Source organism: Streptomyces sp. NPDC033221 (assembly GCF_055577005.1).
On the sequence record NZ_JBVIQN010000009.1, the window covers coordinates 267620 to 282366 of the forward strand.

General features: G+C 72.4%; 16 protein-coding genes. 12 read left to right on the forward strand and 4 right to left on the reverse strand.

Features of this window, described 5'->3' with window-relative positions; genetic code table 11:
* Positions 1 to 13: 13 nt before the first annotated feature.
* The gene (locus ACZ53K_RS15115; RefSeq protein WP_468835845.1) at positions 14 to 1969 is read right to left on the reverse strand and encodes an FAD/NAD(P)-binding protein; all 1956 of its coding nucleotides are present in this window, start codon (positions 1967 to 1969) and stop codon (positions 14 to 16) included.
* A 743-nt stretch (positions 1970 to 2712) separates the two neighbouring features.
* On the opposite strand from ACZ53K_RS15115, the gene ACZ53K_RS15120 reads away from it, so the two are divergent.
* Positions 2713 to 3165 (forward strand): cell division protein SepF, encoded by a 453-nt coding sequence (locus ACZ53K_RS15120; RefSeq protein WP_030019475.1) that lies wholly within the window; start codon positions 2713 to 2715, stop codon positions 3163 to 3165.
* Positions 3166 to 3237: 72 nt separating this feature from the next.
* On the opposite strand, the gene ACZ53K_RS15125 is transcribed toward ACZ53K_RS15120, so the two are convergent.
* Both ACZ53K_RS15125 and ACZ53K_RS15130 read right to left on the reverse strand, forming a co-directional pair.
* Entirely contained in the window at positions 3238 to 4434 is a 1197-nt protein-coding gene (locus ACZ53K_RS15125; RefSeq protein WP_468835847.1) for an acyl-CoA dehydrogenase family protein, read from the reverse strand.
* 200 nt (positions 4435 to 4634) lie between these two features.
* Positions 4635 to 6254 (reverse strand): MFS transporter, encoded by a 1620-nt coding sequence (locus tag ACZ53K_RS15130; protein ID WP_468835849.1) that lies wholly within the window; start codon positions 6252 to 6254, stop codon positions 4635 to 4637.
* Between the two features lie 212 nt (positions 6255 to 6466).
* On the opposite strand from ACZ53K_RS15130, the gene ACZ53K_RS15135 reads away from it, so the two are divergent.
* The gene (locus ACZ53K_RS15135) at positions 6467 to 7645 is read left to right on the forward strand and encodes a hypothetical protein (protein WP_468835851.1); all 1179 of its coding nucleotides are present in this window, start codon (positions 6467 to 6469) and stop codon (positions 7643 to 7645) included.
* A gap of 267 nt (positions 7646 to 7912) precedes the next feature.
* Positions 7913 to 8935, forward strand: a complete 1023-nt coding sequence (locus ACZ53K_RS15140; protein ID WP_468835853.1) for a phosphatase PAP2 family protein — start codon at positions 7913 to 7915, stop codon at positions 8933 to 8935.
* 118 nt (positions 8936 to 9053) lie between these two features.
* Here ACZ53K_RS15140 and ACZ53K_RS15145 read toward each other — a convergent pair whose 3' ends face one another.
* On the reverse strand, positions 9054 to 9269 hold the full coding sequence (locus ACZ53K_RS15145; RefSeq protein ID WP_468835856.1) for an I78 family peptidase inhibitor: 216 nt from the start codon (positions 9267 to 9269) through the stop codon (positions 9054 to 9056).
* A gap of 401 nt (positions 9270 to 9670) precedes the next feature.
* On the opposite strand from ACZ53K_RS15145, the gene ACZ53K_RS15150 reads away from it, so the two are divergent.
* From ACZ53K_RS15150 to ACZ53K_RS15190, 9 genes are all read left to right on the forward strand, one after another.
* On the forward strand, positions 9671 to 9991 hold the full coding sequence (locus ACZ53K_RS15150) for a gas vesicle protein GvpO (RefSeq protein WP_468835859.1): 321 nt from the start codon (positions 9671 to 9673) through the stop codon (positions 9989 to 9991).
* On the forward strand, positions 9988 to 10419 hold the full coding sequence (locus ACZ53K_RS15155; protein WP_030019468.1) for a gas vesicle structural protein GvpA: 432 nt from the start codon (positions 9988 to 9990) through the stop codon (positions 10417 to 10419). The genes ACZ53K_RS15150 and ACZ53K_RS15155 overlap by 4 nt, the downstream gene beginning before the upstream one ends.
* Positions 10416 to 11156 (forward strand): GvpL/GvpF family gas vesicle protein, encoded by a 741-nt coding sequence (locus tag ACZ53K_RS15160; RefSeq protein WP_468835863.1) that lies wholly within the window; start codon positions 10416 to 10418, stop codon positions 11154 to 11156. Before ACZ53K_RS15155 ends, ACZ53K_RS15160 begins: the two co-directional genes overlap by 4 nt.
* A gap of 4 nt (positions 11157 to 11160) precedes the next feature.
* A complete protein-coding gene (locus tag ACZ53K_RS15165) occupies positions 11161 to 11406 on the forward strand; it encodes a gas vesicle protein GvpG (protein WP_468835865.1) in 246 nt (81 codons plus the stop codon).
* Positions 11407 to 11545: 139 nt separating this feature from the next.
* On the forward strand, positions 11546 to 12214 hold the full coding sequence (locus ACZ53K_RS15170) for a DNA primase (RefSeq protein ID WP_468835867.1): 669 nt from the start codon (positions 11546 to 11548) through the stop codon (positions 12212 to 12214).
* Positions 12207 to 13343 (forward strand): SRPBCC family protein, encoded by a 1137-nt coding sequence (locus tag ACZ53K_RS15175; protein ID WP_468835869.1) that lies wholly within the window; start codon positions 12207 to 12209, stop codon positions 13341 to 13343. Before ACZ53K_RS15170 ends, ACZ53K_RS15175 begins: the two co-directional genes overlap by 8 nt.
* Positions 13340 to 13666, forward strand: coding sequence for a gas vesicle protein (locus tag ACZ53K_RS15180; protein ID WP_468835872.1), 327 nt, complete (start codon positions 13340 to 13342; stop codon positions 13664 to 13666). Before ACZ53K_RS15175 ends, ACZ53K_RS15180 begins: the two co-directional genes overlap by 4 nt.
* Entirely contained in the window at positions 13663 to 14499 is an 837-nt protein-coding gene (locus ACZ53K_RS15185) for a GvpL/GvpF family gas vesicle protein (RefSeq protein ID WP_468835874.1), read from the forward strand. Before ACZ53K_RS15180 ends, ACZ53K_RS15185 begins: the two co-directional genes overlap by 4 nt.
* Positions 14496 to 14717: a gas vesicle protein gene (locus tag ACZ53K_RS15190; protein WP_468835877.1), complete on the forward strand. Its 222-nt coding sequence runs from the start codon at positions 14496 to 14498 to the stop codon at positions 14715 to 14717. The genes ACZ53K_RS15185 and ACZ53K_RS15190 overlap by 4 nt, the downstream gene beginning before the upstream one ends.
* Positions 14718 to 14747: the final 30 nt, after the last annotated feature.

The window sequence follows — 14747 nt, forward strand, 5'->3', positions numbered from 1 at the left end:
CTTTCGTCGCTGGTCACGAAGGGGTGGCGGACTGCCGCGGTGCTGCTGGGCGGGGCGCGCGCCGGGCCGGTTCCGGTACGGCGTGCTCGCGCAGGAACCGCAGCAGGGCGCGCGCGGTCGCGTCGTTCTGCCGGAAGGCGGGCGCGTTGGTACGGGGCCGGGCGAAGGCGCCGGAGGCGCGGGCGTCGGTGTGCGGGCCGAGCGCGAAGCGGCGCGGGTGCGGCCGCCCGGCGCGGTCCAGCACCCGGCCGTCGTCGGGGCCGACGGCGAGCAGGCCGCTGCCGGTGGAGGCGGCACCGTCGTCGTGCAGGCCGCGCAGCAGGGCGTCCTTCGTGTCCGTCACGGTGGGCTGCGGGAGTCGCGCCTCCACCAGCGCCCGGGCTTCGACGCGCATGCCCGGCACGCTGTCGCTCGTGGCCGAGAACGTGCCGCGCTCCGGGTCCGCCGTGACGGTGGTGCCGGCGCCGAGGAAGCGCACCACACCGGCGCGGGACAGCGCGAGCAGCTGCCGCAGCCGTGGTCCCGGCGGTCCGGAGGCGAGGTGGCTGAAGAAGCCGTGCCACCACGGGCCGTGGTCCCCGAGCCGTACGAGTTGCCCGTACACCGACAGCAGGGCGAGGAAGACGGCCAGGTCAGGGCTGTGCGCGGGGTCGTGCCGCCGGGCGAGGTCGGCCGCGATGCGGCCGCGCAGGCCGTCCTGGAGGGCGTCCGCGTCCGGGAAGCGGACGCCGGCCAGCGGCCGGTCCAGGGCGTCCAGGTCGAGACGGTCCGCGGGGTCGGGCACAGCGGCGGCGATCAGCTCCCGCAGTTCCGCGCCGAGCGGATCGGCGGCCGCGTACTTCTCCTCGAAGGCGGACCACTCGGCGCGGACCCGCTCCGGGTGCGCGGTGAACAGCCGGTGGTAGTGCGCGAAGCCCAGTTCCTTGTCGATGAGCGGCCAGGCGTCGCGCCGGAAGTCGAAGCCGCCGGGCCGGGCGAGCAGCTCGTCCACCTGCGCGGGCCCGAAGAACCGCGGCAGCGGTGGCCGTTCGCCCTCCCCTACGTAGCCGATCTTGGAGTGGTACGGGACGCCGCGCCGCGAGCCGACGTACAGGACCGGTTCCCGCCCCGACGGCCGGTACACCGGCACGCCGTCCGGCCCGGTCCGGTACGAGCCGCCGCGCCCCTCGGTGAGCAGCACCATCAGGTCGACGAAGGCCAGCCCCAGGCCGCGTACGAGGACCGGCTCGCCGGGGGCCAGGCCGTCCAGGCCGGTGTCCGCCGTGAAGCCGGACGGAAGATAGGTCAGGTGGTGGCGGGCGGCGAAGGCGGCCAGGGCCCGCTGCTCCGGCGGGGGCTGGGCGTCGAGGTGGCCGAGGGCGAGGACGACGAGGTCGGCGGTGAGCGGCGTGCCGCCGCCCTCCAGCCACACCTGCTGGCGGCCGTCGCGGGGGCCCGTGACCCGCACCGCGCGGCGGCGGTGCCGGTGCACGGCGATGCCCGGCGGCAGCACGGCCACCGCCTGTTCGTACACCCACTCCAGGTAGGCGCCCTGCACCCGCCGGCCGGCGAAACCCTGCGGCCCTAACCCGCGCACCGCCTCCGCCACTTCCACGGACACCGGGACCGTTCCGGCGCGCACCCGGCCGGCCCATTCGGCGAGGGAGGGGCCGGGCCGTACCGGTCCCCGCAGCTCGACGGACTCGTCGGTGAACATGGTGATGTCCTCGGCCGTCGAGTTCATCCACAGCAGTGGCGACTGGTCGCGACGCCAGACGCGCCCGCCGCCCGGCGGGTACGGGTCGACCAGGTGCAGGTCCAGTGGCGCGGCGCCGTACAGCTCGGGGGCGTTGGCGGCGATCCGCTCGATCAGCCCGGTGCCGCGCGGGCCCGCGCCGACGAGGACGACGGCGGGGCGGGACGGGGGGTGCCGGGGAGGCGGGGGCGGCGCGGCGTACACAGCGTTGTCGGTGTTGTCGGTCGCAGACATGCGTGAAGGCTCCGTGGACGCAGTGCTTCCACTGCGGAGTGAAGCGCCTTCACACGGGCCCGTGGGCCGCCACCGGACCACGCCCCTCAGCGCGGCCGATCCTTGAGGCTATGCGCCCGGCACGCCCTGCTGTCAAGGCTGTCCGGACTGTGAGCAGCGGGTCACGACATGGTTGACGGGAAACCGGATGCCTGTTCCACTTGGCCGCATGGACTCATGGCAGCGGCTGGTCACCCGCGACCACATCGACTTCGGTCGTGTGTGGTCGTCCTCCTGTTGAGCTGACCCCCTGCCCCCGCCCGCCGTCGTCCCGGCCGGGCCTTCCCGCGGCACCTTCTCCCGTCCGCCGCGCCTTCACACACCCGCGCCCCGTCGGCGCACCTTCCCCTCGCAGCACCCGCCCCGGTCAACGCGGCGCCTTCACCCTGCGTCCGGCCGGGTTCACCTGACCCCCCGTACGGGCGGAACGGGACACCGTTCGTACGCGGGCCGTTCGTATTCCGTCCGGTTTGGTTCTAAGAACGATCGGGTACCCGTCCGCCACTGGACGTTCCGACACCCGATGTGACAGCCTTCACACTGTCAGTTCCCGCGACTCTTCCCAGTTCTGACGCCATGCCACCCTCTTTGCACCAGATGTGTCACGAACCCCCCGTGCGGCGGCTATCCACTTGGCAGAGCATCCGCATCATGGACGACGATAGAGGTGCGGACACACAGACCGCGGGTGAGAGGAGGCGTCAATGGGATCGGTACGCAAGGCAAGCGCCTGGCTGGGCCTCGTCGACGACAACGATGACGAGCGCTACTACGACGACGACTACGCCGAGGGGTCCGAGCCCGGCAGCACCGGGAACAGCCCCTGGGTGACCGACCCGCGCGTCCAGGTCGCCGACGAGAGCGCCCAGGACCAGGGCACCCGTATCGCCACCGTCACCCCGGAGGGCTTCGGGGACGCCCGCGGCATCGGGGAACTGTTCCGGGACGGCATTCCCGTCATCGTCAATCTGACCGCGATGGACTCCTCCGACGCCAAGCGGGTGGTGGACTTCGCGGCCGGACTGACGTTCGGGCTGCGCGGCTCCATCGAGCGGGTCGCCACGCGCGTCTTCCTGCTCACCCCGGCGGACTACCGCATCCTCAGCGGTGAGCCCGGCCGGCGCCGTCCCGAGGGCGGCTTCTTCAACCAGAGCTGACCTCGGGGGCCGGTGCGTCGTTCCGGCCGGGGCCGGGGCGGCCGACGCGCCCCCGGCCACGGCCGGTCCCGCTCACCGGAACGCGTCGAAGCCGGTGAGTGCCTTGCCCAGCACGAGCTGGTGCATCTCGACGGTGCCCTCGTAGGTGAGCACCGATTCCAGGTTCGTCGCATGCCGCATGACGGGGTACTCCAGCGAGATCCCGTTCGCGCCGAGGATCGTACGGGCCGTACGGCAGATCTCGATCGCCTCCCGTACGTTGTTGAGCTTGCCGAAGCTGATCTGCTCCGGCCGCAGCCGTCCCGCGTCGAAGCGCCGCCCCAGATGGTGCGCGAGCAGCACGCCCTTGTGCAGTTCCACGGCCATGTCGGCCAGCTTGGCCTGGGTGATCTGGAAACCGCCGATGGGCTTGCCGAACTGCTCGCGGGTACGGGAGTACTCCAGCGCCGCGTCGAAACTGGCCCGCGCGGCGCCCATCGCGCCCCACACGATGCCGTACCGGGCGTGGCTCAGACAGCGCAGCGGGCCGCCCAGCCCCTTGGCGCCGGGGAGCAGCGCGTCGGCCGGCAGCCGTACCTCGTCCATGACCAGTTCGCTGGTGACCGAGGCGCGCAGCGACCACTTGTGCCGGATCTCGGGGGCGGTGAAGCCGGGGGTGCCGGCCGGGACGAGGAAGCCGCGGATGCCGTCGTCGGTCTGCGCCCAGACCACGGCGACACCGGCCACCGAACCGTTGGTGATCCACATCTTGCGGCCGGTCAGCACCCAGTCGGCGCCGTCCCGCTTGGCGTAGGTGCGCATGTTGCCGGGGTCGGAGCCGTGGTCCGGCTCGGTCAGGCCGAAGCAGCCGATGATCTCGCCGGACGCCATGTCCGGCAGCCAGCGCTGCTTCTGCTCCTCGGAGCCGAAGCGCCAGATCGCGTACATGGCGAGCGAGCCCTGTACGGAGACCAGGGAGCGGACGCCGGAGTCGGCCGCCTCCAGCTCCAGGCAGGCCAGGCCGTACTGGACGTGCGAGGCGCCCGCGCAGCCGTAGCCGGTCAGCGCCATGCCGAGGGCGCCGAGGGAGCCCAGTTCGCGGGCCAGGTCGCGGATGCCGGGCAGCTCGCCGCGCTCGTACCACTCGGCGATGTGCGGCAGGACCCGGTCGCCGGCCCATTGGCGGACGGTGGCGCGTACCGCCCGGTCCTCGTCGGAGAGCAGGTCGTCGAGGCCCAGCGGGTCGGCCGCGTCGAAGGGCGGGAGCTGCGGGGACGGGGGTGCGGACATGGCGGGGCCTCCGGTAGCTGCGCGCGCACAAAAACTAGCGGTGTTAGTTATCCGGGTCCGACGTTACGACCGGCCATGGCGCGGCGGCAAGAGCCCCCGCCGTGGCCGGAGCCACTGCCCGGCCGCCCCGCCGGTCCGCGAAGCCCCCGGTCAGCGCCGTATCCCCGCGGTTCCCGCCAGGTCCCCGCTTCCCGTTTCCGCTACCGGCCGGAGTTCGCGCGCGCCGGCTCCGAGCCGCAGTGCGCGCCGTCGCCGTCCGTCCGGTCCCCCGCGTCCGCGGCCCGCCGCGGCAGCCGCAGCGCGATCGCCGCGCCGACGAGCAGCAGCACGGCGCTGGTGACGAGCGTGACGTGCAGTCCGTGGACGAAGGCGCCCTGCGCGACATCACGCAGCACCCCCTGGGCCTTGCCCCCGAGCGAGGAGGCGACCTTGTACGCCTCGCCCAGCGAGTGCGCGGCCGAGGCGGACGCCCGTTCCGGAACGCCGTCCACGTGGGACAGCCCCGGCGCATAGGCGGCGTTCATGACACTGCCGAGCAGCGCCACACCGATGCCCGCGCCGAGCTGGTACGAGGTCTCGCCGATGGCCGCGGCACCGCCCGCCTGGTCGGCGGGGGCCTCGCTGAGCATCGACTCGTAGGCGCCGAAGAGGGTGCTCTGGAAGCCGAAGCCGAGCAGCACGAAGCCCAGGACGAGCAGCCAGGGCCGGTCCGTCTCGTCCATCGCGGTCAGGCAGAGCACCGCGGCCGCGGTGAGCACGAAGCCCAGCGAGACCATCACCCGGGGCCCGACGGCCTGCAGCACCTTCGAGCCGGTCAGCCCGGCGGCCATCGCGGCGAAGACCAGCGGCAGCATCCGCAGCCCGGTCTCCAGCGGGCTCAGTCCGAGGACGAGCTGGAGGTACTGGACGGCTATGAGCTGGAGCCCGACGAGGGCGAGCATCGCCAGCACGATGCAGCCCACGGAGGTGCCGAAGGCCGGCCGGGCGAACAGCCGCATGTCGATGAGCGGGTGCTCGCGCTTGCGCTGGCGCCGTACGAAGACGATGAGCAGCAGGGCGCCGACGAGGAGGGAGCCCAGTGTGGTCGGGCCGAGCAGCGCCTCGCCGCTGCCGATGCGCTTGACGCCGAGGACGACGCCGAGCACACCGAGCGCCGCGACGACGGCGCCGACGGTGTCCCACGGCCCGTTGCGCTCGCCCCGGGACTCCGGCAGCAGCCAGCGCCCTATCAGGGCCATGACCGCCATCATCGGGATGTTGATGAGGAAGACCGAGCCCCACCAGAAGTTCTCGACGAGGAAGCCGCCGAGGACCGGGCCGACGGCGGCGCCGACGGCGGCCACCGCGCTCCACACGCCGATGGCGACCGCCCGCTCGCGCCGGTCGGGGAAGACCTGGCGCAGGATCGACAGCGTCGCGGGCATGATCATCGCGCCGCCGATGCCGAGCAGCGCGCGGGCGATCATCAGGGTCTGCGGGTTGGGGGCCAGCGCGGCGGCGGCCGAGGCCGCGCCGAACAGGCCGTACCCCAGGAGCAGGATGCGGCGGCGGCCCACCCGGTCGCCGAGCGTGCCGAAGAGGATGAGCAGGGACGCCGCGATCAGTGGATAGATGTCCACGATCCACAGCAGTTCCACCGGCCCGGGACGCAGGTCCTCGGTGACCGACGGCACCGCCACGTACAGGATGGTGGTGTCCAGCGCGACGAACAGCAGGCTGACGCAGAGCACGACCAGAACGGTCCAGCGGCCTGCGCCGCCGCCTCCATGCCGGGGAACACCCGCCGTCCGCTCGCTGCCGGACGTGGTCGTCCCGGACATTCGCGTACCTCCTGTCATGCTCTCGCGGCCGCGGGCCGGGGCGCGGGAAACGCTCCGGCGGAACCGGCGGACGGGCGAGTTGAGACGTCAGACTACGCGAGTCGCGTGACATGACGCGTGGCTCACCCCACGATGAGACGCTCATCGCAGGGCCCGGCGGTTCCCATACCCGCTGACGGACGGCGGACTCCGGCCACGGGATAATCGACCGGATGAACGATCTTGCCCCCCTCCGCGTTCCGGAGCGCACCGGCCCCGGCCGGGCACACCGGGTGCGCTCCGCGCTGCGCCGGGCCGCCCCCGCCCTGCTGGCGTACGCCGCGATCCGGGCGCTGGGGCTCGTCGTCCTGGCCGCCTGGTCCGCCACCCACGGCAAGAGCTGGCACACCCTGCTCACCGCCCGCTGGGACTCCCTCTGGTACACCCGCGTCGCGGAGCAGGGGTACGGCTACAGCGTCCAGCTCGCCAACGGGGACGTGCACTCCAACCTGGCGTTCTTCCCGCTGCTGCCGTGGCTGGAGCGCGGCCTGTCCGCGGTGACGCAGCTGTCCGCCGCCGACGCCGGGCTGGTGGTGTCCTGGCTCGCGTCGCTCGCCGCCGCCTGGGCGCTGTACCTGACCGGCGAGCGGCTGCACGGGCCGCGGGCCGGGGTCGCGCTGGCCGCGCTGTGGGCGGCGCTGCCGGTGGGGATCGTGCAGTCGATGGCGTACTCGGAGTCACTGTTCACCGCGCTCGCGGCGTGGGGGGCGTACTGCGTACTGACCGGGCGGTGGGTGTCCGCCGGGGTGCTGGCCTCGCTGGCGGGACTGACCCGGCCGGTGGGGGCCGCGGTGGTCGCGGCCGTGTGGATCACCGCGGCGGTGACGCTGTGGCGGGACCGCCCGGCGGGCGGCGGCCCGCGCGGGAGCCGGCACCGGCGGATGCTGCTGGGCGTGCTGCTGGCCCCCCTGGGCTGGTGCGGGTATTTCCTCTGGGTCGGTGCCCGGGAGGGCTCTCTCACCGCGTATCTGGAGGTCCAGGGCGGCTGGGGCAACGGTTTCGACGGCGGTGCGGCCTTCGCCTCGTTCCTGTGGGACCTCGGTTTTCCGGCGGGCCTCGGGCTGCTGGCCGGCGTCGCGCTGGTGGTGTGGCTGTACGTGCTGGGCGCGCGCCGGGGACAGCCGCTGCCGCTGCTCGTCTACGGCGGTGTCGTCCTGCTGCTCGCCCTGACGGCCAAGGGGTACTTCGGGTCCAAGCCGCGGCTGATGATGCCGGCCTATCCGCTGCTGCTGCCGCTCGCCGCGGGGCTGGCGCGGTGGCGTCCGGCGTGGGCCTGGACGGTGACGGCCCTGGTCAGCGCAGGGTCGGCGGTGTACGGGGCGTTCTGGCTGAATGGTTCCGGCCCGCCGTGAACGGAATATTCCCTTCCGTGGGCCGCCGCCGCGGGGAAACGGACCGCGACACCCGCGCGAATCGGCGATAAACTCCCCCCGGAGAATTGGAAAGGGCCCTCCCGGGACGGACGCCGACACCCCTCGCGGACACAATCCGACGGCTGGTGAATTCCCTCCGAAAACCCCTGGCCAAAGTAGTGATTGAGACGGATTGCACATCACATCGTCATTACAAAGCTCACAGTTTGACCAAGCGCCGACATCACACGCGGTAACGTCGATTGAGTGCGTACCGATGACAAGCTCGACCAGATGGAGGAGCACCCGCCCGACCGCCCACCGTCACGCATGACCCGGACCCGCTGGTGGCTGTTCGGGGGCACGCTCGCGGTGTACGTGGCGATCGTGGTGGGCGTGCTCGCCACCTCATGGCTGGTCACCTTCGACTGGCAGGCCATGCTCTTCCGGCCCTACAAGCAGTGGCCGGAGATCCACGCCTTTCTCGACTACTTCGTGGTCCTGGGCCAGCGCGGCCCCACCGCGGTCGCCGTGGCGGCCTGGCTGGGCTGGCGCTGCTGGCGGACCAAGAACCTCCACCCACTGCTGGTGCTGGGCACCTCGCTGCTGCTGCTCAACATCACCGCGGGCGCCGCCAAGCTGGGCATGGGCCGTCTCGGCCCCCACTACGCGACGACCATCGGCGCCAACGAGATGTGGCTCGGCGGCGATATATTTCCTTCGGGCCACACCGCGAACGCCGTCGTCACCTGGGGTGTCCTGGCCTACCTGGCGACCACGCCGCTGCGCCGCCGCGCACTCTCGGTGATCGCCGCGCTCGGCGCCCTGGGCGTGGGCATGACCACCGTCTACCTCGGTACCCACTGGGTCAGCGATGTGCTGCTCGGCTGGGCCGCCGGACTGCTGGTGCTGCTCGCGCTGCCCTGGTTCGAGCCCGGCGTGGAATGGGCCGAGGCCCGGCTGACCGCCCTGTGGCTGCGGCTGCGCACCCGCTGGCTGCCCGGCCCCGCACCGCTCGCCCCGGCACACGCCCGCTCCGGCCTGTCCGCGCCGCGGCCGGCACCCGAGGAAGAGGTGCTGGTCCGGGACGCGCTGGGCGCCGCGCGCACCGGCACCGCCACCCGTACCGCGGACAGCCGACCGCACCACCCGCCGCGGCCGCACACGGCCCGCTCGGAGCGCACCCCGGTCACCCCGACCGGCAGCCGGCGCCCGCCGCACGCCGACCGCGCACCGCGCACCGCGCCGCTGGCCCCGGCACCGGCCCGCGGACGCACCGGCGGCAGCTGACCGCCACCGGACCCGCGGGGACGGTACGCACAGCCTCTCCCCCGCGCGGCCGACGGCCCCGGCCGCTCCTCCCGGAGCGCCGGGGCCGTCGCCTCGTCCGGGTGCCTTCGCGGGCGGCTCAGCCCTTCCAGCTGCGGGTCACCGCGCCGTCCTTGACCTCGAAGTTCAGGCGGCCCCCCAGATACTCCATGGTGATGAACGTGCCCGGCGCCAGGGAACGGACCGTGGTCCAGCCGCGTTCGCGGGCGCGCTCCTCGGCGGTCTCCTGCGTCAGCCCGACATAGCTCTCGGGGTCGTCATCGGGTTCGAAAGGGGACTTCGGTACGGGTGCCATGGCAGCCACCGTAGGCGCCGCGCACGGCGGTTGGAAGGGCCGGGGTGCCACAGCCGCGTACCTGCCCGGTCCCCCCTTGGTCACACTTCTGTCACAGCATGACGGCGTGTGTTTGCCGCCGTTTCCGTCACCCGTGCGAGCCGGGCACTGCACCAACCGGGTGGGAATCGGGAACGGCCTGATTTCAGCCTTGATCAACGGTGGGCGGCCTTCACGGGACGCCCTGGGCGCGGCCCGAATCAATTCCCCGTCAGCAGCCTTTCATTCCTTCCATTTTACGGTGTCCGGCCTCTCCGGGAATTGGTCGACGGCACGCCGTCCGCGCATATTTCGCGAGCATCGGTGCCGGTAGACGGGTTTGAGTCCCCCGCCGTGCGGTACTCGCTGATGCCGAGGAGCCCATGGGAGACAACACAGCGAACACACCGGACAAGAGCAACAACCGACGAGCGGCGTCCGCCCGCCCCAGCACACCCGAACTCCTGCGGTCGGCCCGGGAACAGCTCGCCGAGCTGACCGGACTGACCCCCGAGACCGTGTCCCGGTTCGAGAAGACCGAGGACGGCTGGGTCCTGGAGACCGAGGTGCTGGAGCTCGCCCGGGTCCCCGAGACGATGAGCCTCATGGCGTTGTACGAGGTCTCGCTCGACCCGGACGGAATGCTCACGGGCTACCGGCGCGTCAGCCGCTACGAGCGTGCGAGAGGAAGACCACAGTCATGACCGTTGTCCCGGCACAACAGCAGTCCGGGGGCGGGGGCGGCACCAGTGGCCTCTACGACGTACTGGAGCTGATCCTCGACCGCGGCCTGGTGATCGACGCGTTCGTCCGCGTCTCACTGGTCGGTATCGAGATTCTCAAGATCGATGTCCGTGTGGTGGTGGCCAGCGTCGACACCTACCTGCGCTTCGCCGAGGCCTGCAACCGCCTCGACCTGGAGACCGGCGCCAACAAGAGCCCCGGCCTGCCCGACGTCGTCGGCCAGGTCACCGAGTCCGGCGCCAAGGGCAAGTCCAAGGGCGCGCTCTCGGGCGCGGCCGAGACCTTCGCCGAGGCCATCGGCTCGGGACGGGACAAGGCCGAGAGCGAAGGCGAACCGCAGCGCAGGCCGCGGCGCACCACCTCCCGTAAGAAGGAGGAGAGCGAGTGAGCACGTACGTCTACGGCATCGCCCGCGCCGACCACCCGAAGCCCGACCAGGAGATCCTGGGCATCGGCGACCCGCCGCGCCCGGTCCGCATCGTCCGCCAGGGCGACCTGGCCGCCATCGTCAGCGACTGCCCCGACAAGCTGCGGCCCAAGCGCCGTGACCTGCTCGCCCACCAGCACGTACTGACCGAGGCCGGGGCGGACGGAGCGGTACTGCCGCTGCGCTTCGGCTCGCTCTCCGACGACGACGAAGCGGTCCAGGACGTCCTGACCGAACACGCCGAGCACTACAAGCGGCAGCTGGACGACCTCAACGGACGGATCGAGTACAACGTCAAGGCCGCCCACCGCGAGGACGACGTACTGCGGCGGGTCCTGACGGAGGAGCCGGAGATCCGCGCCCTCAACGAGGCCAACCAGGCCTCCGGCGGCGGCGCGTACCAGGAGAAGCTGCGCCTCGGCGAGCTGGTGGCCAACGCCGTACGGGCCCGCGAGGTCGCCGACGCGCACACCGTGGAAGCGGCGCTCGTGCCGAAGGCGGAGCAGTCCTGCCCCGGGCCCGAGGGCTCCGGCTGGCTGGTCAACCTGTCCTTCCTGATGCGGCGCGAGGACGCGGCCGCGTTCCTGGACGCCGCCGACCGGCTCGCCACCGACCACCCGCACCTGGAACTGCTGGTCAACGGGCCGCTCCCGCCGTACAGCTTCGTCCGCCCGCTAGAGTCCGCCGCCGCGGAGTGAACCGGTGGGCCTGATCAAGGAACTGCTGCTGCTCCCGGCCGCTCCCATACGCGGGACCGGCTGGGTGCTGCGGCAGGTCCTCACGGAGGCCGAGCGGCAGTACTACGACCCGGCCGTGGTCCAGCGCGAACTGCGCGAACTGGCGGAGCAGCTGGACAACGGGCAGATCGACGAGGCCGAGTTCGACCGGCGCGAGGACGCGCTGCTGGACCGGCTGGAGGAACTGCGGCGTCGGCAGGCCGGGGCGTAACCGCCCCGGCCCCCGCGGGGCACCGCGCCCCGCGCCACAAGGACATCACCGACCCGGACAGTACGAGATCCCCGAAGAGCATCGCGCCGAACGCCCGAACGGCGAACGGGCGCGACCTGACGTGGAGGAGATCCCCGACATGAAGAACCGGCCGGCACTGGTGCTGGCCGTCGCCGGAGGCTATCTGCTCGGCCGCACCAAGAAGGCCAAGCTCGCCATCGGTATCGGCAGCATGGTCCTGGGCAAGCGCCTGAATCTGAGCCCGCAGCAACTGGTCTCTCTGGTCAACGACCAGATAGCCGCCAACCCGCAGCTCAAGGAGTTGCGCGAACAGCTGCGCGGCGACCTCAAGGGTGTGGGCAAGGCGGCGACCGGCGCACTGGTCACCAAGCGCCTGGACTCCCTGGCGGACAGCCTGCACGAGCGGACCCTGAACGTGCGCGACCAGCTGGACGCGGGGGAGATCGGCGGCAAGGCCGCCGACACCGTACGCGGCGCGGCCGGCGGCGGACGGGACGAGGAGGAAGCGTCCGACGACGGCGAGGAGGAGACCTCGGCGAGAAGCCGCGGCAGCGGGTCGCGGAAGGCCGGAAGCGGGACACGCGGCGCCGCCAAGAAGCAGAGCGCGCGGTCCTCGAAGACCCCCGCCAAGTCCGGTGCCGGGTCCGGCTCCGGCGCCAAGGCCGCGCCGGAGCAGCGCAAGCGGCCCGCCAAGCAGGCCGCCGCCGCGCCGAAGAAGACCGCTTCGGCCGCGAAGAAGACGGCGCGCGCCGGCACCCGCCGGAGCGGGGGTGAGGACCGTGGCTGACACGAAGTCCGGCGGCCCGATGGCCGCCGTCAAGGACACCGTGGCCGGCAACCCGGCCGTCGACCGCCTCAAGGAGGAGGCCGTCTCGTTCGCCGCCGCGCAGGCCCAGCGCCTGCTGGTGGCCACCGGGAAGCGGCTCGGCGAGGCCACCACCCGGCTCACGGACGTGGCCGAGGGCCGCAGTGACAGCCTGGTCGGGCCGGTGATCAAGGACACGCTGAAGGGCGCGGTCAAGGACACCGCCAAGAACTCCGTCAAGGGCGCCTTCAAGAAGCTCACCGGCGGGCGCAAGGGCGGTGGCGGCAAGGGCAAGTTCGTCACGATCAGCGAGGACGTCGACGTCGGCGTACCGGTGCGCGAGGCGTACAACCAGTGGACGCAGTTCCAGGAGTTCAGCACCTTCGCCAAGGGGGTGCAGGGGGTCGAGGCCGCGGACGACACCGACTCCAACTGGCGCGCCAAGATCTTCTGGTCGACCCGCAGCTGGAAGGCGCACACCACCGAACAGCTCCCCGACGAGCGCATCACCTGGACCTCCGAGGGGGCCAAGGGCACGCTCAAGGGCGTCGTCACCTTCCACGAGCTGGCCGCCAACCTGACCCGGGTACTGCTGGTCATCGAGTACTACCCGAAGGGCCTGTTCGAGAAGACCGGCAACATCTGGCGGGCACAGGGCCGCCGCGCACGGCTCGACCTCAAGAACTTCCGCCGCTTCGTGATGATGCGGGGCGAGGCGACCGGCGAGTGGCGCGGTGAGATCCGGGACGGCGAGGTCGTCGTCGGCCACGACGAGGCCGTCGAGCGCGAGGAACGGGAGCACGAGGGGCAGGACACCGAGGTCGCGGGCAAGCCGTCCGAGGACGCGTACGAGGAGGAGTCCGACGACTCGGGTGATCCGGGTGGCTCCCACGACTCCGGTGACGAGGACGCGTACGAGGACGACGAGGCGGACACCGAGGACGCGGACGGCACCGAGGCCGGGGCCGCAGACGAGGACGACGAGGACGAGCCCGAGGACGCGTACGACGACGAGGACACCGACGAAGAGGACGCCGCGGACGAGTACGAGGAGGAGCCGGCGGACGAGGAGGACGCCGATTACGAGCCCGAGCCGGAGCCGGCCCGATGAGTTCCCAGGTCCCGTCCCCCTACGCCTCCTCCAACGGCGGCGCCAACCTCGCCGACATCCTCGAACGCGTCCTGGACAAAGGCGTGGTCATCGCCGGTGACATCCGTATCAACCTGCTCGACATCGAGCTGCTCACGATCAAGCTGCGGCTGATCGTGGCCTCGGTCGAGCGGGCGGAGGAGATGGGCATCGACTGGTGGCGTGACGATCCGTCGCTGTCGTCCGGTGCCCGGCGCCGCGAACTCGCCCGGGAGAACGAGCGGCTGCGCGAGCGGATCGCCGCCCTGGAAGGGGAGCAGGAGCCGCGAGAGGAGATCACTTGAGTACGCACGGCGCCGAGCTGATGTACACCTACGCCGTCGCCCGGGCCGGCTGCCGACCGCCGGACGGCCTGCTCGGCGTGGCGGACGCACCCGTGGAGACCGTCACGGAGGGCGCGCTCGCCGCCCTGGTCTCCCGGGTGCCCGCCATCGACTTCGAGGAGGAGGCACTCCGCGCCCACCTGGAGGACATGGCGTGGCTGGAGCGGACCGCCCGGGCGCACCGCAGCGTGGTGGACACCGCGGCCGCGGAGTTCTGTGTGCTGCCGCTGCGCCTGGTGACGGTCCACCGCGACGAGCGCGGGGTCCGGCAGGTGCTCACGCAGCGCGCGGAGGAGTTCCTGAGCGCGCTGGTGAGTCTGGACGGCCGGATGGAGTGGGGCGTCAAGGCGTACGTCGAGGACGCCGGGACCGCCAAGCCCGCCGTGCCGGCCGTGCCGGCCGGCGGTTCCGCCCGCGAGACGCCCGCGGACGGTTCCGGCCGTGACTTCCTGCGCCGGCGGCTCGCCCACCGGCAGGCCCAGGAGCAGGGCCAGCGGCGCGCCGACGAGCTGGCCCACGCCGCCCATGAGGCGCTGGACAAGTTCGCCGAGCGCAGCCGGCTGCACCGCCCGCAGGACGCCCGGCTGTCCGGGGTCAGCGGGCGCAATGTGCTCAACGGCGCCTATCTGATCCCCCGCGAGCAGGCCGGCACCTTCGCGGGGCTGGTCGGCGAGCTGGCGGACCGCAGCCCGGGTGTGCGGATCGAGCTGACCGGGCCGTGGGCGCCGTACTCCTTCGCGCAGCCGCCGCAGCCCCCGGAGGCGGGCGGGGACGCCGGGTCCGGTGCCGTATGACGTCCCCGGTGGCCGGTCCGCAGCCGGACAATCCGCTGGCCGAACGGCAGATCGCGCTGGTCGACCTGCTGGACCGGCTGCTGGGCGGCGGCGCGGTGATCGCGGGCGACCTGACCCTGCGCATCGCCGACGTGGATCTCGTACGGATCGATCTGCGGGCCCTGATCAGCTCGGTCAACGCCAACGTTCCCTCGCCGTTCGAGGAGTTGGATTCATGAGGTCCGAGGAAGCCGAGGAGGAGGTGGCGC